17 protein-coding genes are annotated in these 18515 nt (G+C 74.2%); 4 read left to right on the forward strand and 13 right to left on the reverse strand.

From position 1 onward, the window contains the following. Nucleotides 1-115: 115 nt before the first annotated feature. Nucleotides 116-997, reverse strand: coding sequence for a diacylglycerol/lipid kinase family protein (locus tag ACQP2P_RS12930; RefSeq protein ID WP_433615854.1), 882 nt, complete (start codon nt 995-997; stop codon nt 116-118). Between the two features lie 65 nt (nt 998-1062). On the opposite strand from ACQP2P_RS12930, the gene ACQP2P_RS12935 reads away from it, so the two are divergent. Beyond that, a complete protein-coding gene (locus tag ACQP2P_RS12935) occupies nt 1063-1872 on the forward strand; it encodes an SAM-dependent methyltransferase (protein ID WP_433615856.1) in 810 nt (269 codons plus the stop codon). Between the two features lie 312 nt (nt 1873-2184). Here the strand turns inward: ACQP2P_RS12935 and ACQP2P_RS12940 are convergent, their stop codons facing one another. Together ACQP2P_RS12940 and ACQP2P_RS12945 are read right to left on the reverse strand one after the other, a co-directional pair. Continuing rightward, nucleotides 2185-3459 (reverse strand): hypothetical protein, encoded by a 1275-nt coding sequence (locus ACQP2P_RS12940; RefSeq protein WP_433615858.1) that lies wholly within the window; start codon nt 3457-3459, stop codon nt 2185-2187. Nucleotides 3460-3921: 462 nt separating this feature from the next. Beyond that, nucleotides 3922-4146, reverse strand: coding sequence for a hypothetical protein (locus ACQP2P_RS12945; protein ID WP_433615859.1), 225 nt, complete (start codon nt 4144-4146; stop codon nt 3922-3924). Nucleotides 4147-4352: 206 nt separating this feature from the next. Here ACQP2P_RS12945 and ACQP2P_RS12950 point away from each other — a divergent pair, with 206 nt between their 5' ends. Further along, the gene (locus ACQP2P_RS12950) at nt 4353-5009 is read left to right on the forward strand and encodes a DUF1707 domain-containing protein (protein WP_433615861.1); all 657 of its coding nucleotides are present in this window, start codon (nt 4353-4355) and stop codon (nt 5007-5009) included. Between the two features lie 309 nt (nt 5010-5318). On the opposite strand, the gene ACQP2P_RS12955 is transcribed toward ACQP2P_RS12950, so the two are convergent. The 10 genes from ACQP2P_RS12955 to ACQP2P_RS13000 form a co-directional block, all read right to left on the reverse strand. After that, nucleotides 5319-6167, reverse strand: coding sequence for a siderophore-interacting protein (locus ACQP2P_RS12955; RefSeq protein ID WP_433615863.1), 849 nt, complete (start codon nt 6165-6167; stop codon nt 5319-5321). 420 nt (nt 6168-6587) lie between these two features. Further along, the gene (gene trxA / locus ACQP2P_RS12960; RefSeq protein ID WP_433615865.1) at nt 6588-6905 is read right to left on the reverse strand and encodes a thioredoxin; all 318 of its coding nucleotides are present in this window, start codon (nt 6903-6905) and stop codon (nt 6588-6590) included. Continuing rightward, nucleotides 6902-7267 (reverse strand): MerR family transcriptional regulator, encoded by a 366-nt coding sequence (locus tag ACQP2P_RS12965; RefSeq protein ID WP_433615867.1) that lies wholly within the window; start codon nt 7265-7267, stop codon nt 6902-6904. The genes trxA and ACQP2P_RS12965 overlap by 4 nt, the downstream gene beginning before the upstream one ends. Before the next feature lie 57 nt (nt 7268-7324). Then, nucleotides 7325-7738 carry an XRE family transcriptional regulator gene (locus ACQP2P_RS12970; RefSeq protein ID WP_433615870.1) on the reverse strand — a complete coding sequence of 138 codons (414 nt, stop codon included), beginning with the start codon at nt 7736-7738 and terminating at the stop codon, nt 7325-7327. An 83-nt stretch (nt 7739-7821) separates the two neighbouring features. Next, entirely contained in the window at nt 7822-8892 is a 1071-nt protein-coding gene (locus ACQP2P_RS12975) for an MAB_1171c family putative transporter (protein WP_433615871.1), read from the reverse strand. Continuing rightward, entirely contained in the window at nt 8879-9373 is a 495-nt protein-coding gene (locus ACQP2P_RS12980) for a hypothetical protein (RefSeq protein ID WP_433615872.1), read from the reverse strand. The genes ACQP2P_RS12975 and ACQP2P_RS12980 overlap by 14 nt, the downstream gene beginning before the upstream one ends. A 52-nt stretch (nt 9374-9425) precedes the next feature. After that, entirely contained in the window at nt 9426-10067 is a 642-nt protein-coding gene (locus ACQP2P_RS12985; RefSeq protein WP_433615873.1) for a hypothetical protein, read from the reverse strand. Between the two features lie 78 nt (nt 10068-10145). Further along, nucleotides 10146-11666, reverse strand: a complete 1521-nt coding sequence (locus ACQP2P_RS12990) for an FAD-dependent monooxygenase (RefSeq protein WP_433615874.1) — start codon at nt 11664-11666, stop codon at nt 10146-10148. Nucleotides 11667-11746: 80 nt separating this feature from the next. Further along, nucleotides 11747-14536 carry an ATP-binding protein gene (locus tag ACQP2P_RS12995; RefSeq protein ID WP_433615876.1) on the reverse strand — a complete coding sequence of 930 codons (2790 nt, stop codon included), beginning with the start codon at nt 14534-14536 and terminating at the stop codon, nt 11747-11749. Nucleotides 14537-14538: 2 nt separating this feature from the next. Continuing rightward, nucleotides 14539-16512 carry an anthranilate synthase family protein gene (locus ACQP2P_RS13000; RefSeq protein ID WP_433615877.1) on the reverse strand — a complete coding sequence of 658 codons (1974 nt, stop codon included), beginning with the start codon at nt 16510-16512 and terminating at the stop codon, nt 14539-14541. A gap of 90 nt (nt 16513-16602) precedes the next feature. Between ACQP2P_RS13000 and ACQP2P_RS13005 the strand changes: the two genes are divergently transcribed. Together ACQP2P_RS13005 and ACQP2P_RS13010 are read left to right on the forward strand one after the other, a co-directional pair. Next, nucleotides 16603-17400 carry a 2-amino-3,7-dideoxy-D-threo-hept-6-ulosonate synthase gene (locus tag ACQP2P_RS13005; RefSeq protein ID WP_433615878.1) on the forward strand — a complete coding sequence of 266 codons (798 nt, stop codon included), beginning with the start codon at nt 16603-16605 and terminating at the stop codon, nt 17398-17400. Nucleotides 17401-17414: 14 nt separating this feature from the next. Further along, entirely contained in the window at nt 17415-18515 is a 1101-nt protein-coding gene (locus ACQP2P_RS13010; protein ID WP_433615880.1) for a 3-dehydroquinate synthase II family protein, read from the forward strand.

The following is an 18515-nucleotide window of genomic DNA, read 5'->3' on the forward strand; positions in this document are numbered from 1 at the left end:
CACGGAGGCCGGGATTCCTGGCGGGAGCGACGGTCCGCAGCTGACGCGGACCCGAGCAGAAATCCTCCGCAACACACCGCGAACCGTTCGTGCGCTCCACTGTGGACGTCGATGCTCAGGCTTGTTCGGCGGGCACCGCGAGGGTGACGGCGCCGGGCACCGCCTCGGCCTCCACGCGCTTGACCCGCTTGCGCGACCCGCCGTCGAGCTCCAGCAGGACGGGCTCGGCGAACTCGGCGTACACCTTGCGCGCGCTGCCCATCCGCACGAACTTCGACCGGTCCGTGCGCCCCGTCGCCATGACCCCGACCGTGCGCGCCCACTGCAGCGCCCCGCGCGCGGTGGTCACGCCGACCTCCAGCCGCCCGTCGAACGGGCTCGCGTCGTCGAACGCCTTGATCCCGCCCGAGATCGTGCCGATGTTGCCCATGAGCAGGCACGTCGCGGGGCCCTCGAACCACGGCTCGTCGTCGAGGTGCACGATCGTGTGGACCGGGGCGTCCCGCACGTGGCGCAGCGCGGTGCGCACGTAGGCGAGGCGGCCCGCCTGGCGCTTGAGCCGGCGGTCGGCGTCCTCGATCATCGCCGCGTCGAAGCCGGCCCCCGCCATCACCGCGAAGTGCTCGCCGTCGATGCGGCCCAGGTCGTACCGCCTGCGCTCGCCGTGCAGCCCGATCCGCACGGCCTCGCGGATGTCGCGGGGGATGCGCAGCGCCGAGGCGAACAGGTTCGCGGTGCCGGCCGGGATGATGGCGACCGTGACGCCGGTGCCCGCCACCGCGTCGACGCAGCGCTGCACCATGCCGTCGCCGCCCCACACGAACACCAGGTCCGCACCGGCGTCGACGGCCTTGCGGACCTTCTTCGGGGCCTTCTTGCTCTTCGGTACCGTATGCCAGCCGACCTTGCCGGCCCCCGCCCGGTCCAGCTCGCGCCGCAGCTCGTCGAGGCCGCCCCCGAGCGTCTTCTTGCGGTGCGCCACCACCACGATCCTCACGCCGCGAACGTACCCATCGGTGACGTTGACCAATCGTGCTCACCGATGGCTACGATGGTGGCCTGATGGACACCACCGATGACGCCCGGGCGCGTATCGACACCACCGTCGCGCACCCGGCCAGGCGATACAACTACTGGTTGGGCGGCAAGGACCACTTCGCCGCCGACCGGGCCTCCGGCGATGCGATCGCGGCCGCCATGCCCGGCGTGAAGCTCATGGCGGTGGAGAATCGCGCCTTCATGGGCCGCGCCGTGCGCTACCTCGCCGAGCAGGGCATCCGGCAGTTCCTCGACATCGGCACCGGCATCCCGGCGCCGAACAACACCCACGAGATCGCCCAGGCCGTCGACCCCGCCAGCCGCGTGGTCTACGTCGACAACGACCCCATCGTGCTCACCCACGCGCGGGCGCTGCTGACGAGCGCGCCGGGCGGCATGAACGCCTACATCGACGGCGACCTGCGCGAGCCCGACGCGATCCTGAAGCACCCCGACCTGACCGGCACCCTCGACCTGTCGAAGCCGGTCGGCCTCCTGCTCGTCGCGGTCCTGCACTTCATCCGCGAGGACGAGCACCCGCAGGAGATCGTCGACAAGCTCACCGCCGCCCTCGCCCCCGGCAGCTACCTGGTCGCGTCCCACGCCACCTGGGAGTTCCTGCCCGACGAGGTCATCGAGCGGCTGAGCGCCAACAACGCCGACGGCCGCTTCCAGGCCCGCACCAGTGCGCGCTTCGCGGAGCTGCTGTCGGCCTTCGAGCTGGTCGAGCCGGGCATCGAGTCGGTCGCGTACTGGCACGCCGCCGACGTCCCCGGTCCGCGCCCGCCGGCCGAGGAGGTCGCCTGCTACGGCGCCGTCGCCCGCATCCGGTGACACTGCCGGAGCGGCACCGCTGAGACCTGTTCGAGGGCATCCCCCTTCTGCGGCGCGGATGCCCTCGCCGCGCGGCTTGAGCCGGCGCCCGACCGAGGGCGTCGCCGGCTTCGAGCGATCCCTGCTTCAGGGAGCTCCGCTCGCGCTGAGGCCGGGCGGCGACATGCCGGACGCTCCGCGATCCGGCATGCCTGATTTTTCGCGCAGCAGCCGGCGACTCGACCGCGAGCGGCGAACGAAAACGGCCGCCGCGACGCCATCGCGACGGCCGTTCGGAAAATGTGCTCGGAGAAACGTGCGGAGAGAGCGGTGTCAGGCCTGCTCGGGAGCCGTCTCCTCACGGCGGGCGTCCTGGGCCGAGGCGCTGTCCGGCTGCGTCGGGAGCTGCTCGGGGATCTGGCGGGCCGGGGCGGGCACCTTCGGGTATTCGCCGGTGTCGCCGCCACCGCCGGCCGCCGCGGCCATGACCGCGGCCGCGGCGAGGTCGGCCACCCGCTTCGCCTCGCGCTGGACTCGCGCCCGGACCTCCTTGGCGTGCCGCTCGGCCGAGTCGGCGGCCTGGCGGGCGTGCTCGAGGCGGGTCAGCTCGCTGGTGAGGCTCTGCTTGGTCTCGCCCAGGCGCTGCTGAAGCGTCGTCACCTCGCGGCCGAGCTCCGTCGACTCACGGCGGGCGTCGGCCAGCTTGGTCTGGGTCGACTCCAGCTCCGCCTGCAGCTGCGTGAGGGCCTTCTGGCGAGCCTGGATGTCCTGCTGTACCGCCGCCAGCTGCTGCTGATGCCGAGCGTTCTCCTCCTCGGAGCGCTTGCGCAGGTCCGCGGCGAACTTCTGCGCGTCCGCGTGCAGGGCCGCGTTCTTCTGGTCCGAGGCCTGGCGCTGCTGGGCCAGGTCGCGCTCGGTGGTCTGGCGCTGCTCGGTGAGCTCACGGTCGCAGGCGGCCTTGAGCTCCTCGATCTCGCGCTGCGCCGTGGCCTTCCACTGCGCCAGCTCCTGCTGGGCCTGCGCCCGGCCGGCCTTGACCTCGGCGAGCACCTGCTGCCGCGCGGCCTCGGCCAGGGCGTCGGCCTCGGAGCGCGTCTTCTCCATGTGCTCGACGCTCTGCTCGTGGATGCGCTTGGCCTCGGCCTCGGAGCGTTCGCGCGCGGCCTCACCGTCGGCGATGAGCTTCTCGGCGCGCTCCTTGGCCTCGGCGAGCACCTTCTCGGCGTTGGCCTGGTGCTCGGCGGCCTTCTGCTCGGTGTTGTCGATGATCACGCCGGCCTGCTTCTCGGCCAGTGCGAGGATCTGGTCGACCATCGGGCCGAGGTGGCGGAAGGAGGCGCGGTCGACCCGAGCCGGCCGCTGCTTCACCTCGACCAGCTCCGCCTGCAGCTGCTTGAGCTGCGCGGTCAGGTCCTGCACCTGGTTCGTCAGATCCTGAGCCTGGCCGGCCGCGCGTTTGCGGTCGTTGGTGAGGCTCGCGATCTGCCGGTCGAGCTGGTTGAGGTACTGGTCGACCTGGCGCTTGTCGTAGCCCCGGACCTGTTGCGTGAAGTTGGGCCGCGCCGCGGCGTCATCGCGCTGCGTCAACAGATCCCCGCCATGGGTCATGAATCGATCCTCCATATGATCGGGAAGCTTGTGACGCCGCCGCTCACGGACGGTGGCGCACGGCCCGCCAGCACATCCAAAACGCTACCGAGGCCCTTGCGCAAGTCTTCGGTTTGCGAAGAGGTTGTTTCGGGCAGGATACGCGTCGAGACCGTTTTATCCGGAATTTTCGGGACGTGTCGCGACCACAGTGGACAATCGGTCACTCGTACGGCACCGAACGTCGCTCCCGCCGACCCGCTCCCGCCCGCCCGGGAGCCAACTCACACCCACACGGCCGACTCGCGTGACACCCGAATCGTGACCGCGCGTCGATGCGCGGCCGCCCGCTCGTCGGCGCGCCCGCGCCCAAGGGGGGAGCCGCGCGATGGCCGTTCCGCGTCTCGGCATCGGCACCCGCTCGCCTGTTCGTCACCCACCACGCATCCGCTCGGCCGAGGCACGTGATGGCCGACCGGCCGATCACGCCACCCGCGACCCGCGCACAACCGAGCACCCGGCACGCGCATACGCGCAGTGGGCATGCGCGACAGGACCTCGCGACACGCCCGCCCACACCGCCCGCACAGAGCAGGCCGGCACAGAGCAGGCCGGCACGGAGCAGGCCCGCGCGGAGCAGGCCCGCGCGGAGCAGGCCCGCGCGGAGCAGGCCCGCGCGGAGCAGGCCCGCACGGAGCAGGCCCGCACGGAGCAGGCCCGCGCGGAGCAGATCCGTGCGGGCAGACCCGCGCCGAGCGGACCCGCGCGAGCAGATCCGTGCGGAGCCGAGCCGTGCGGCAGCGCGGTCCGGGGTCGGGTCCGGGCCGCGCGAGCCTTGGCGTGGGTGCGTGGCGTGGTCGCAGCGGCGCGATACGGGTCCCGCGATCGTGTGCGTACGGCCTACGCTGTTCGCCATGGCCGATCTGCCCGAGCGCATCGACCCTCTGCCCGAGCGCATCGACCCGCGACAGCTGCGCGCCTCGGACGCCGACCGGGAGCGGGTCGCCGAAGTGCTGCGCACCGCGGCCGCCGAGGGGCGGCTCGACCTGGACGAGGTCGATGAGCGGTTGCACGCGGTGTACGCGGCCCGCACGTACGCCGATCTGGAGCCCGTCGTCCGCGACCTTCCCACCGCCGGGTCGGCGCCGCTGCCGATGATGGACGGCGTGCCGCCCCGCCCCGGCGACGTGCCCGCGACCGGTTCGGCCGTGGCGGTCATGAGCGGCTTCACCCGCCGCGGCGCCTGGGTGGTGCCGAAGGTGTTCACGTGTTTCGCGTTCTGGGGCGGCGGTACCGTCGATCTGCGCGAGGCCCGCATGCTCCACGGCGAGGTGAGGATCCGCGCGTTCGCCCTCATGGGCGGCGTGAACGTCATCGTGCCGGAGGACGCCGAGGTGCACGTGACCGGCAGCGGGTTCATGGGCGGCTTCGGGCACGACGCGTCCGGCCCGGGGCGGCACGGCGCCCCGCGGATCATCGTCACCGGGTTCGCGATGTGGGGCGGCGTCGGCGTCGAGCGGCGCAAACGCAAGCGTCGCTCCCGCGAAGAGGGCCAGGGCGCCGGCTCGTAACCCGTGCCACCCTCGGCTCCCGGCCGGCAGCGGCGCTCCTTCGAAGAGGGCCGGACGCACCGGCTCGTGACTGGTGTCAGCCCGCCACCCTCGGCTCTCGGGCGGGGTCGGCGCTCGTTCGAAGAGGGCCGGACGCACCGGCTCGTGACCGGTCGGCTCGGACGCCAGGGCACCGGCTCGTGACCGGCCGGCTCGGGCGCCAGTGCGCCGGCTCGGAACCGGCCGGGCTGGGGCACAGCGTCGGGGCCGGCGCCGCAGCGATGGCGCCCGTGCTGAGCCGCGGCGCCGGGTGTGCGGGGCGAAGAGCAGCTACGAGAAGGCCGGCTCCTGTTCGGCCTCGATCTGGGCGTTCCACGCGCGCTTCGAGGCCTGCCAGCCGTCCTCGTCGTGGCCCAGGCGCCAGTACCCCGACACGGACATGCGTTCGCGGGGGAGGGAGCGGTCGATACGGAGGTACCGTCGCAGCTCCTTCACGAACGTCGCCTCCCCGTGCACGAAGGCGTGCACCGCCTCCGGGCCGGCGTCGGGCCACGGCAGCGCGAGCACGGCCGGCACCAGCGCCGAGCCGATCGGGCCGGTGCCGCGGTCCAGCCACGTGATGCCGGGGATGTCCTGGCGGTCCTGCGGGTTCCCGAGCTCGACGAACGCGGTGCACGTGGCGCCGGCCGGGATGCGGGGCAGGGCGGCGGCGATCGCGGGCAGGGCGCTCTCGTCGCCGGCGAGGAGGTGCCAGGTGGCGGCGGGGTCGGGCGAGTACGCGCCGCCGGGGCCGCCGAAGTGCAGCTCGTCGCCGGGGCGGGCGTTGACCGCCCACTGCGCGGCCAGCCCGCTGTCGCCGTGCAGCACGAAGTCGAGCGTGAGTTCGCGGGTGGCCGGGTTCCACTCGCGCACGGTGTACGTCCGCGTGACCGGCCACAGCTCCCGCGGCATCGTCGCGCGGGCGTCCACCGGGTCGAACGGCTGCGGATAGTCCACGCCGGGGCGGGGGAACATCAGCTTGACGTAGTGATCGGTGTGCTCTCCCACGGCGAACCGGGCCAGCCCGTCGCCGCCGAGCACGACGCGGTGCATGTTCGGGGTCAGGCGCTCGGCGCGCACGACCCGGCCGGTGTGGGGCACGGGGGCGGGCCGCGGTGGCCCGGGCGGAAGGACGGACACAGTGCAAAGGGTAGTCTTCCCTTACCGCCCCGCCACCCGTGATTCGGCTCCGGCCGAACACCCCTGCTCACCGAAGCCGCCGGAGATCGCCCCCAAGCGCGACGCGGAAGCCGCCGCCGGCGGCCGCCGCCGATGAGCTGCGGGCGGGAAGCCGCCGCGGGAGTTCGCCCCCCGAAGGGCTGCGGGCAGGAAGCCGCCCGCGGGAGGCCGCTCGCCGAAGGGTTGCGGCCGGCAGCCGCCCGCGGGAAAGCCGCCCCGCCGAAGCACGCGAAGCACGCAAAGCATTCGAAGAAGCCGAAGAAGCCGAAGAAGTCGATGCCCGCACGAAGCGTGCGCGCCGTGGAATACGACAAATACGGCGACGGGGTATAAATCCGATAAGTCGTGGCGCGGAGCGCCCGACTTATCGCCCGCAACACCTCACAGCGCCGAGTCCAGCTGCTCGCGCAACTTCGCCTTGGGCCGAGCCCCCACATGCCACGACACCATCTCGCCCGAGCGGAACACCGCCAGCGTAGGCATCGCCATCACCCCGTAGGCGCGAGCCGTGACCGGATTCTCGTCGGCGTTGAGCTTCACGACCCGGGCGCGCCCCGAGTACTCGGTGGCCAGCTCCTCCAGCATCGGCGCGATCCGATGGCACGGTGGGCACCACTCGGCCCAGAAGTCCACGAGCACGGGCACGTCGCTGGACAGTACCTCGGCGGCGAACGTCTTGTCGGTGACCTCGATCGTCATGCGGGCTCCTCCTCGGCAGTGGCCTGCGCCAGCTCACGCTCCACCACACCGCGTACCGCCACCAGGCGCGCGATGCACCCGTCCAGGTCGGCGAGCTTGCGGCCCAGCACCTCGATCGAGCCCGGGCACTCGGCGCCCGAGGCGCGGCCCGAGCGCAGGCACTCCACGAAGGGGCGCGTGTCCTCGAGGTTGAAGCCGATCTCCAGCAGCGAGCGGATCTCGCGCACCAGGCGCAGGTCGGACTCGTCGTACTCGCGGTAGCCGTTGGCGGTGCGCCGCGCGGCGATGAGGCCGTGCTGCTCGTAGTAGCGCAGGGCCCGTGTGCTGGTGCCGGCCCGCTCCGCCAACTCGCCGATCCGCATGGAGGCCACGCTAAACCTTGACGCCCGCGTCAACGCCAGCCCGGCACGAGCCCGGCGTCAGTCAGCGTCGCTCAGGCCCTCGATCCGGCGCGCGTGCTCGATCATGCCGTGGATGGCCTCCAGGCTCGGCCCGGACAGGCCCGCGGCCCGCAGGGCGACCGAGCGCACCGCGCTGTCACGCAGCACCGCCAGCAGGTCGAGCTGCTCCTCGATGCGCCGGACGGTGGCCGGGTCGTCGTCGAGGAAGTACGCCGCGTTGACGCCGAAGAACTCGGCCAGCGCCTCCAGGTGCCGCTTGGTCGGGTTGTCGCGGGCGCCCTTGCGCAGCTGCCACACGTATGTGTGCGAGATCATGACGCCGCGCTCGCGGATGGCGGCGGCCACCTCTTCATAGGTGTACTCGCCGCGTCCGGCCGGGTGGACCGTGCGGAACAGGCGGTCCAGCTTGGCCGCGAGCGTCGGCTCACTCATCGCATCAACCCTTGACAATCCCGCCGGCCGGATGGAAATGTCCATCATAAGCTCAGATTGACGGGCACCGTGCACCCATCAACTCACATTGACGAGGCGCTGGGGGCATCGGGGGGATCGTTGTGGCCGGGTCGCCGGGTCGGCGCCACATCGGGGGTGGCCACAACGCTTCCAGTCCGCAGGAGCGCACGTGCCTGCTCCACCAGGCTCGTGTCGGCGTCCGGGGGTGCCTGCTGAGCTTGCCCCAGCTCCCACTGCGCGTCGCGGATCTCGATGATCCGGCGGTAGAGGCGCAGGTCCACGCCCCGCAGCGTGAGCAGGTCGGCGAGGCGGGACGGAGGATCGCCGAGCACCACGTGCGGCAGGGCCGCCACCGACGCCGCCCACAGGGGGCGCAGCCGCTGCAGGGCCGCGTAGTGCGCCAGCCACCGCTGGAGCCCGCCGATCGCCGGCAGGGCCGCGCCCGCGGCGAACAGCAGCAGCATCGCGGCCAGGATCACCCGCGACAGGTTCTCCGCGCCGGGGCCGTTCATCACGTCGCTGCCCAGGGCGTTGCTCACCTGGAACGCGACCCGGTTGGCGATGAACAGCAGCCCGACCAGCGCCGCGGCGGTGAGCAGCCGCAGCCCGGCGCGCAGGGCGCCGCGCTCGGCCCGCCCGGCCGCGGGGTGGAACAGCGCCAGGCAGCACGCGAGGCCGACGAACAGGCCGAACTGGGTCAGCACGCCGTAGGCGGTGACCAGCGGCGTGCCGGCGTGCTCGGCCACGAAGTCGCCGCGGGCGGGGCTGCGCGGCGCCAGCACGAACAGCACCGCCATGGTCACGCCGGTCACGGCGAGCAGCGCATAGGCCCAGCGGCGCAGCCGGGGACGATCGGCGAGCGGCCCGGGCATGAGGCCGGTGACGTGGACCATCGCGGCCGATGCGGCGACGGTCGCCAGATTTTTCAGCGGTACCGATATGTCGGCGACGTGCAGCAGCCGGTCCGTGGCGAACGAGATCTCCCGCCGGTTGAACGTGAACGAGAGCGCGGCGAGCATGACCACCAGCCGGACGGCCCGGCCCCGCGGCGGCTGCGGCGTCGCGAAGCGCCAGATGGTGAACGCCCAGAGCGAGCCCAGCACCAGGAACTCGAGGGTGTCAGCGAAGGCCATGGCCCGGTCCCGGGATGAACGCCTCCTGCAGGCCCTGCAGGAGCGGGTCGTCGGTGCGCGGGGCGGTGCCGCCGCGCAGCACCCGGCCGCTGATCATCGTCGCGATCATCTCGGCCACCTGCTCCTGCGGCGCCGAGTAGGTCGAGCGCAGCAGCACCCGGGCGACGGTCGCCGGGTCGAGGTCCGGCAGCACGAGACCGGGCGCCTTGTGGTCGCAGAGGATGTGCCCGATCTCGTGCAGGATGATGTGCCGGCGGTGCAGCGGGTCGGCCCCGGCCGCGTAGAAGATGTGGTCGGCCTGCTCGGTCGCGAGCCACAGCCCGCACGGTGAGCCGGACGGCGCGGGCTGTGGATGCAGGTGCAGGTCACGTCCCCGGCGCGCGGCGACGTAGGACAGGAACACGGACAGGTCGAAGGGCTCCGGCACCTCGATGTCCGCGATCAGCCGCCGGCACTGCCGCTCGAGCCGCCGCAGTCGCACCCCGCCAGACTAGGCCCTGCCCGCGCGAAGACGAACAGTCCTCGCGGGAGCCTCAGGCGGCCCGTCGGAGGTGCTCGGTCAGCTGGCTCGCCGCCCGTACCGCCGCCATCTTCCCGTCGCGGATCAGCATCAGGTCCTCGACGGCGCACGCGGGCGGGGTGTGCCCGAGCGCCGCGGCGAGGTGCGGGTTGGCCCGCGACCACTTCGACAGCGATTCGCACACCTGGGCCTCGAGCGCGAGCGGGGAGATCGGGCCCGCGGTGCCCACGGCGTCGAGCATGCGCTCACGGTGCGACCAGTAGGACCAGACCTTGGCCTCGTCGAGCAGCTGGGCGACGGCGTCGGTGCGCCGGTAGTGCAGCGCCAGCTGGATCGAGTCGGTGCGGCCGTCGTCGATGAACGCGTCGATCAACGGGTGCCGGGCGTGGGCGCCGGCGACCTCGTAGAACGTGCTGCGGCTGCCGTTGGGCGCGGCCGCCTCGACGATGCTCTTCCAGGTCAGCGGGGCACCGGGCGCGGCGGCGACGAGGCTTGCGACCGCGCGGAAGTAGACGGTCTTGGTCCGCCAGTGGCTGCGCTTGGCCGTCGAGTTGGCCGACAGGCGCTTGTGCCACCGGCTCACGACCGTGTCGCGCAGATCCTTGCCGAAGTCCGGGGAACCCGTCAGCGGCGGTGCCAGGGTCGTCATGCTCATCGGCTCTGTCCTGCCTGTCGGTGGTGGGCTGGGCGTTATCGAGCGTCGCCTCCGCGGGCCCCCGCGGACATCACGTATTCACGTGGTCTTGCCGCTGACCAGGTCGAGGACCGCGTCCCAGTCGGCCGGCACGGTGTCGGCGCACCACGCCACGTGCCCGTCCGGGCGGACCAGGGCGAGCGGCCGGTCCCAGCCGGTGCGCACGCTCGCGTCGGCGACGGGCAGGTGGACGACGGGGACGCCGCGGCCGTTGGCGGCGGCGGCGAGCGGGGCGCCGGCCGCCTCCCCGGTGAGGTCGACGAGGGTCAGCTGCGGGCCGAACCGTTCGGCGAGCGTGTCGCCGCCGTCGAGGCGCAGGTCCGGGGCCCGGCCGCCGGGGCGGATCGTGCCGCTGAGGCCGTTCGCGCCGCTGTGCCAGACCACGGCCGAGGTCGCGTGCCGGGCGGGCAGGGCGCGGGCGTCGGGGCGGTGCGCCTCCTGCCGCAGCAGCCCGGCCAGCAGCTCCGGGGCGGCCCCGGCGGCGCTGAGCCGGCTGAACCGGCGCCGGGTCTCCAGCGAGCGGGCCAGCAGCTCCCGGTCGAGCAGGGCGACCGGCCGCCGCTCGGCCTCGTAGCTGGCCAGCAGGGCCGGGCCGCCCCAGCCGTTGATCTCGGCGGCCAGCTTCCAGCCCAGGTCGACGGCGTCGGCGAGGCTGGTGTCGGCGAGCTCGCCGGCCGGGTGGAAGCGGTGCGCGGCCTCGCCGGCCAGGAACACCGGGCCCCGCCGGTACGCCGCGGCGACGGCCAGGGCGTCGTCCCACTGGGCCACCCCGAGGATCTCGGCCACCTCCAGGCCGCTGCCGAGCCGCGAGCGCAGCATCGCGACCGGGTCGGTGGTGACCGGCTCGTCGGCGCCGACCGGCAGGTGGGCCACCCAGCTGTCGCCGTCGCCGCGGGACAGGCTGGTCGTGCCGCCGACGACCACGACGACGGGGTTGCCGTGCTTGGCGGGCAGGCGGGGGTCGGCGCTGCGGAAGAACACCGAGCAGTGCCGGGCGGGGCTGCCGAGGCTCTCCATCGGCACCTCCACGCAGCGCCGCACCGTGCTCTGCGCGCCGTCGCAGCCCACCAGGTGCCGCGCCGCGATCGTGTGCCGCACGCCCGCGTGCACGTCGAGCACGGTGGCGACGGCGCCGTCGGGCTCGACGCGCAGGCCGGTGAAGGTCCAGCCCTCGCGCAGGTCGACGAGGGGGCTGCGGCGCAGCTCGTCGCGCAGGCGCCGGGCGAGGTCGGCGGCCGGGACGCGATGGTCGGGGCCGCCGCCGGACGTGGCGTCGGGGGAGGAGACGAGCACCGGGTCGTCGTCGAGGCCGATGCGCCACTCGACGTCCTCGGGCTCGGGCGCCTCCGCGTGGCGCTGCACCACCGCGGCGAGGCCGAGCCGGCGTAACAGCCCCATCGCGTGCCCGGTCAGCCGGTCGGCGCCGAGGTGCCGGGGCGGGGCGACGGCCCGCTCCACGACCAGGCAGGGCACGTTGTGGTGGGCGAGCTCCAGCGCGAGCACCGCGCCGGCCGGGCCCGCCCCGACCACGAGAACCTGTGCGCTCGACGGCGTCGTCACCGGTGTTCCCCCATCGCTCGGCCACGGCGACGCCTTCGTCGCCAATGGTCATGCTCGGGCCGGGAGGGCGCCCGCGTACATCACGTGTTCAAGCGATCCCGGTTCACGAGGTTCGCCAGCTCGACCCGGCCGCGCAGGTCGAGCTTGGTGAAGATCTTGCGCAGGTGGCTGTCGACGGTGTGCCGGGACAGGTGCAGGGCGCTGGCGACCTGGCGGTTCTGGAGCCCGAGCGCGACCTGCAGGGCCACGTTCTGCTCGGCCGGGGTGAGCTGGTGCAGCGGGGAGCCGGGGCGGAAGCCGGGCCGCTCGGTGGGGGCCTTGGGGCCGCCGAGGCTGAACTCGAGGCGGCGCCGGGCGCGCTCGGCCCGGCAGTCGGTGACGATGGCGATCGCCTCGGCGGCCCAGGCGCGGCCCTGCTGGTCGTCGGCGGTGTTCAGGGCGGCGTCCTCGAGGGCCCCGGCGAGGGCGAGGCGGCGCGGGGTGCGGCGGAAGCGCTCGACGGCGCCGCGCAGCAGCCACGGGTCGCCGGTGAGCACACCCTCGGCGTGGTCGGCCGCGGCGGCGAGGGAGAGCTGGCGCGGGTTGCGGGCGACGAGGGCCCGGGCCGCGGCGACCACGGTGCGGGCGCGGGGCAGGTCGCCGGCGCGGACCGCGAGGTGCACGAGCGCGGGGGCGGTGGACGGGTCCTGCGCGATCAGCACGGGCCGCGTGGGCAGCGCGTCGACGAGGCCGGTCAGCGCGTCCAGGGCCGCCTCGGGCCCGGCGACCGCCTCCAGCAGGACGCCCTCGGGCCAGTACATGTCCTCGGGGGCCGCGGTGATTCCGGCCGCCATCCGCCTTTGCATGTGCGCGAGGTGGGCCTGGGCCTGGGGCAGGTCGCCCTGCAGGACGGCGAGCCGGGTGAGCTGGCCCAGCAGCGGCACGGCCAGGGCGTAGGCGGTGAGGTTGAGCGCGATGGCCACGCCGGCCTCGGCCTCGGCGACGGCGTCGTCGAGCCGGCCGCGGGCGGTGAGCAGGGCCGCGTGGTAGTAGTGCCACAGCGGCGTGGACCAGGCGGTGCCGAGGCGTTCGGATTCGCGGCGGCCGCGGCGGTAGGTCTCCTCGGCCTCGTCGAAGCGGTCGAGGCAGGCCTGGGCGTCGCCGAGCCAGATCCGCGGGTGGCGGTGGGCGGCGTCGCCGCGCACCTGGTCGGCGATGCCGGTCGCGCGCTCGGCGTGGCCGAAGGCGTCGTCGAGGCGGCCCTCGGCCTGGGCCACGAGGCTGCGGCCGGTGAGCCCGAACACCGAGGCGGCGTACTCCCCGGTGGCCAGCCCCGCCGCCGTCGCCGCCTCGCCGTCCTCGTCGGCCCCGGGCAGGTCGCCGGAGTAGAAGCGGGCGTGGGCGCGGATGGCGTGCAGCTTCGCCGCGACCGACCCGGGCACGGCGGGCACGGCGAGGCCCTGGTCGGCCCACTCCACCGCGAGCCGGTTGTGCCCGGCGTGCTTGAACGCCTCGGCCAGCCCGAACTTGAGCATGGCGTCGGTGCGCGGGTCGAGCCCGGCCCGCAGCGCGGTCTCGCCCAGGTCCTGCGCCCGCTCGAGCCGGCCGGCCGAGGCGAGCAGCGTGACGGCGTCCGCGACGAGCGCCACCCGGGCGGGGTCGTGCTCGCCGATCACCCGCAGCGCGTGCTCGATCAGGTCGGCGGCGGTGCTGGGCGCGGCCGGGGCGACCTCGAGCGCGGCCTCGTGCAGGATCGTGACGGCCTCGCGGCGGCCGGTGCGGCCGGTCTTGAGCAGGTGCTCGGCGACCTCGACCGGCGGGCGGCCCTCCTCGCGGGCGATCACGGCGGCCTGGCGGTGCAGCATGGTCGCGACGGCGGGGTTCAGCGTGCCGTACACCGCCAGCCGCACCAGATCGTGCACGAACTCGAGCTCGTCGCCGTTGTTGACCAGCACCCGGGCGTCGAGCGCCTCCTTGACCTGCTTGACCAGCGGGCCGGGGCGCACGTCGAGCAGCTCGGCGACCGCCTCGATCGCGAACGGCCGGCCGAACACCGCCGCCGCCTGCAGCAGCTCCTGGGCCTCGCTGGACAGCCCGTGCAGCATCTGGTCGACGATCGTGATGAAGCTCGACGGCAGCTCCTCGCCGACGACGGTCCCGATCCCGTCGGCCACCACCAGCTGCCCGGTCCGGTGCAGCGTCCGGACCAGCTGCTCGACCTGCAGCGGGTTGCCGTCGCAGCCGCCGGCCAGCGCGAGCACGGTGTTGTCCACGTCGGCGCCGACGACCTGGACGCACAGCCGGCGCACGGCGTCGTCGTCGAGCGTGCCGAGGGTGAGCTGCTCGTGCCCGTCGCGGACGAGGCGCTCCATGAGGTGCTGCCCGGGCGTGCCGGACGGGGCCGGGCGGTGCGCGAACACCCAGCGCACGGGGGAGGAGGCCAGCGCCGGGACGAGCTCGGCGACGGCGAGGGCGGACAGCTCGTCCATCCACTGGGCATCGTCGATCGCGATCACCAGGGGCCGCTGGGCCGCGTAGTCCTCCAGCGCGGCGCCGAGCCGCTCCAGGGTGCGGTACTGCGCGTCGTCCTCCTCGCGCAGCCAGCCGATCGCGGGCTCGGCCGGCCGCAGCTGCTGCAGCGTCCCGGCGAGGGTGATCAGCGGGGCCGCGCGGTCGAGCTCGAACGCGGCGCGGGCCGCGACCGAGACCCCGCGCGCCTGCGCGCACAGGATCGAGGCCCGGACCAGGTGGGACTTGCCGATGCCGGCCGAGCCGGTCACGATCGTGCACCCGCCGAAGCCTTCGGCGGCGCCGGACACCGCTGTGCGCAGGACGGCGAGCTCGCGATCGCGCCCGAAGGTTCCCGCGGCCGGTGCAGTCAGCGAAATCACCCCTAGTTGTCGGACGTCTTACCGGTGTTCGGCTCGGTAATCGTGGCTGGCCTGCGGTGATTCTCTCGGTACTCGATGATCGACTTGAACAGCCATTCGGGGGAGCCGGACGAACCCGGACGGCATCCTCCGTCGGCCCGATATCGTGCTGGTCCCGGCCCGCCCGGCGGGGCGGCCAGGATTTCGGCCAGCAGGCGCCGCAGAATCGCCGGGCCGTGCTCGGTCAGCACCGATTCCACATGAAACTGTATTGACCGCGCTCGTGCCAATCGCATTGCGTGCACGGCCCCGGTCGCGGCATCCCGCAATATCCCAATTCGCTCCGGCCGGCCGTGACGCACGGTGGTCAGATGCAGCGTATTCACGCGATGTCCCGGGGCGCCTTCGCCGGGCCCGCACACGGCGACGAAGGTGTTGTAGAAGCCGACCCGCCCGAATCCGGGCACCCGCCGGGGCTCGCCCTGGGCCGGCCGGGCGAGCCGCCGGATCGGCAGGCCGAGCTCGTCCGCGAGGACCTGGTGGCCGAGGCAGACGGCGAGGGTCGGGGTCCGCTCGGCCAGCAGCCGCCCGGCGATCTCGTGCAGCCGGTCGATGCGCGGGTCGTCGCGGTCGCGGGGGTCGCCGGGGCCGGGGCCGAGCACCACCGCATCGTAGCCGTCGCGCAGCGCCGGCCGGACGTCGACGCGCAGCCCGAGCGCCTCGGTGAGCCGGGCCAGCATCGCGGTGAAGTCGTCCTCGTTGTCGATGATCAGCACCCGGCCGGACAGCGGGCGCAGCCGCACCGGCCGGCCGAGCCAGAACGGGGACAGGCCGGCGTTGCGACGGCGCAGGGCGCGCTCGAGGGCGGGCAGCTTCGGCGGTACCGCCGCCGCCCGCTCTCCCGCCAGAGCCCCCAGCAGCGCCGCCGCCTTCGCCCGGGTCTCGGCCGCCTCCGCCGCCGGGTCGCCGTGGCGCACCAGCGTCGCCCCGACGCCGATGGTCACGGACCCGTCCGGCTCGATCTCCGCGGTGCGGATGATCAGCGCCGAGTCCAGCGAACCCGGGGCGAGCAGCGCGATCGCCCCGCCGTAGTAGCCGCGCCCGGTGCCCTCGCGCGCGGCGATCACCCGGCACGCGGCGGCGATCGGGCTGCCGGTCACCGTCGGGGCGGGCATGGTCGCGCGCAGCACCTCGGCCGGCCCGAGCCCGGTGGGCCCGTCGATGATGTACTCGGTGTGCGCCAGCCGCGACATCGGCCGCAGCCACGGCCCCCGCAGCCGGCCCCCGCCCTCGCAGATGCGGGCCATGGTCTTGAGCTCCTCGTCGGCGACCATGAACAGCTCCTCGGTCTCCTTGCGGTCGGCGAGGAACCGGCGCAGGCCGCGGGCGGTCGGGCCGCCGGGCGGGTAGCGGTAGGTGCCGCTGATCGGGTTCATCGCGGCGATCCCGCTGTCGAGGCGGGCCTGCGACTCGGGGGTGGCGCCGAGCAGGGTGCGGCCGCGGCAGTGCAGCAGGAACGTCCAGTAGGCCCCGCGCTCGGACCGCAGCAGGCCGGCGAAGGCCGACAGCGCGGCGGCGGGCGTGAAGCCGGGGATGCGGGCCCGGTAGGTGCGGCGGATCACGAAGTTGGAGCCGGTGCCGCCGCCGATGTCCTCCTCCACCACCCGCCGGACGACCTCCGCGTACTGCGCGTCGTCCAGGTCGAACCGGCCGTCGAGCAGGCCCGGGGAGCACGCGGGCAGCAGGCCCAGGACCGTGGACACCGGCAGGGAGCCGGACCAGGTCACGGCGAAGGCCAGCGGCGGGGCCCCGTCCTCGACGCAGGCCAGGCCGCGCTCGGCGATCGTACGGTAGGGCAGCGCGGCCACCACCTCCGCGTCAAGGCGGTCCGGGATCGAGGCGAGCGGGGCCCCGACGCGCAGCTCCACCCGGTCGTCCCGGCAGACGAGTGCGAAGGCCTCGGCTCCGGCGATACGCTGCAACCACGGATGCGTCATGCTCGTCACCGTCGCAGCGCGTCGGCGAGGGCGGCCACTACCCATTGAGGTAGTGGGGCGTGTCCCGGCCCGAGCCTAGCGTCGGTAGGCGTGGCTCCCAATGACAGTTTCGCCCGCCGGGTCCGGCTGGACCGGTTGTACCGCAACGGATCCGGCGGCCTGCTCATCGTGCCGCTGGATCACCCGATCGGCGGCGCCCCGATCATCCACAGTGGACGATCGGGCGGCCTGGACCGGCTCGTCGGCGAGATCGCCGCGGGCGGGGCCGACGCCGTGGTCCTGCACAAGGGCGCGCTGCGGCACGTGGCGGCCCACCGCTTCCGCGAGCTCTGCCTGATCCTGCACCTGTCCGCCGGCACCGGCCTGTCCGCCGACCCCGACGCCAAGGTGCTCGTCGCCTCCGTCGAGGAGGCCCTGCGCCTGGGGGCCGACGCGGTCAGCGTGCACGTCAACGCGGGCTCGCGGACCGATCCGCGGCAGATGGCCGACCTGGCCGCGGTCGCCGGCGACTGCGACCGGTGGGGCGTGCCGCTGCTGGCCATGGTCTACGCCCGCGGCCCCGGCATCGCCGACGGCCGCGCCCCGCGGCTCGTCGCGCACGCCGCCGCCATCGCCGCCGAGCTCGGCGCCGACCTGGTCAAGACGGCGATGCCCCGCGACGCGCACGACCTCGAGGCGCTCACCGCGGCCAGCCCGATCCCGGTGCTCGCGGCCGGCGGCGACGCCCTGGACAGCGCCGCCGCCCTGCAGCACCTCGCCACCGCCGTGCGGGCCGGGGCGGGCGGGGTCGCCGCGGGCCGCCTCGTCTTCAACGCCCCCGAGCCGGCCGCGATGGTGCGCCGGCTCGCCGCGCTCGTCCATGACCGCACCCCGGCCCGCACCCGATGAGAAGGAGTACCCCCATGAAGCAGTGCTGGCTCGACATCCGGGCCGCCGAAGGGCTCAAGTCCGTCCTGTGCCAGGAGGCGATCCACCGGGGCTTCGACGCGATCGTCGCCGACGACCCGGCCGACCTCGCCGGGCTGCCGCCGACCGTGAGCCGGGTGCTGCTGCCCGGCAAGGAGCTGCCCGACTCCTTCGGCGACGCCGACCTGGTGATCGTCGACCCCGTCCAGCACGGCGAGCCCGGCCGGCTCGCGGCCCGCCACCCCGGCGTGCGCTTCGGCGCCCACGTCGACGTGACCGACGCCGACTCCCTGGCCGTGGCCTGCGCGAGCGTGACCCGCGACCCGGTCACCGTGCTGCGCTTCGCCGACCCGACGAACATCCCGCTCGAGATCGTGCTGGCCGCCGCGGCCGACGCGCACGGGCTCATCGTCACGACCGTCGAGCGGGCCGCGGACGCGCCCGTGTTCCTCGGCGTGCTCGAGCACGGCCCGGACGGGGTGATGCTGGCCCCGTCCGCGCCCGGCGAGGCGGGCCGGCTCAAGGACGCGGTCGAGCGGCGCTCCCCGGACCTGGAGCTCACCGAGCTGACCGTCACCGCGATCACCCACGCCGGGATGGGCGAGCGGGCCTGCGTCGACACGTGCACCTACCTCGCCCGCGACGAGGGCATCCTGGTCGGGTCGCGGGCCAAGGCGCTCGTGCTCTGCGTGAGCGAGACCCACCCGCTGCCCTACATGCCGACGCGTCCGTTCCGGGTCAACGCCGGCGCGATCATGTCGTACACGCTGGCGGACGGCGAGCACACGCGGTACCTCAGCGAACTGCGCGCGGGCGGCACCGTCCTGGCCGTCGGGGTCGACGGGCGCAGCCGCCCGGTGGTCGTCGGCCGGGTGAAGATCGAGACGCGGCCGCTGCTGTCGATCGACGCCGTCGCCGAGGGCGGCGAGGCGGTCAACGTGATCGTCCAGGACGACTGGCACGTGCGCATCCTCGGGCCCGGCGGCGCGGTGCTGAACTCGACCGCGCTCCAGCCCGGCGACCGCATCCTCGGCTACCTGCCCCGGCGCGAGCGCCACGTCGGCTACCCCATCGACGAACTGTGCTACGAGCAGTGA

It is taken from the genome of Dactylosporangium sp. CA-139114, assembly GCF_050955725.1.
GTDB lineage: Bacteria > Actinomycetota > Actinomycetes > Mycobacteriales > Micromonosporaceae > Dactylosporangium.

What these genes read in the sequence shown, in the direction of transcription:
- ACQP2P_RS12935 (WP_433615856.1), top strand. Translation starts at nt 1,063, where the DNA reads ATGGACACCACCGATGACGCCCGGGCGCGTATCGACACCACCGTCGCG.
- ACQP2P_RS13000 (WP_433615877.1), bottom strand. Translation starts at nt 16,512, where the DNA reads ATGACGCATCCGTGGTTGCAGCGTATCGCCGGAGCCGAGGCCTTCGCA.
- ACQP2P_RS12970 (WP_433615870.1), bottom strand. Translation starts at nt 7,738, where the DNA reads ATGAGTGAGCCGACGCTCGCGGCCAAGCTGGACCGCCTGTTCCGCACG.
- trxA (WP_433615865.1), bottom strand. Translation starts at nt 6,905, where the DNA reads ATGACGATCGAGGTCACCGACAAGACGTTCGCCGCCGAGGTACTGTCC.
- ACQP2P_RS12985 (WP_433615873.1), bottom strand. Translation starts at nt 10,067, where the DNA reads ATGAGCATGACGACCCTGGCACCGCCGCTGACGGGTTCCCCGGACTTC.
- ACQP2P_RS12965 (WP_433615867.1), bottom strand. Translation starts at nt 7,267, where the DNA reads ATGCGGATCGGCGAGTTGGCGGAGCGGGCCGGCACCAGCACACGGGCC.
- ACQP2P_RS12975 (WP_433615871.1), bottom strand. Translation starts at nt 8,892, where the DNA reads ATGGCCTTCGCTGACACCCTCGAGTTCCTGGTGCTGGGCTCGCTCTGG.
- ACQP2P_RS13010 (WP_433615880.1), top strand. Translation starts at nt 17,415, where the DNA reads ATGAAGCAGTGCTGGCTCGACATCCGGGCCGCCGAAGGGCTCAAGTCC.
- ACQP2P_RS12950 (WP_433615861.1), top strand. Translation starts at nt 4,353, where the DNA reads ATGGCCGATCTGCCCGAGCGCATCGACCCTCTGCCCGAGCGCATCGAC.
- ACQP2P_RS12940 (WP_433615858.1), bottom strand. Translation starts at nt 3,459, where the DNA reads ATGACCCATGGCGGGGATCTGTTGACGCAGCGCGATGACGCCGCGGCG.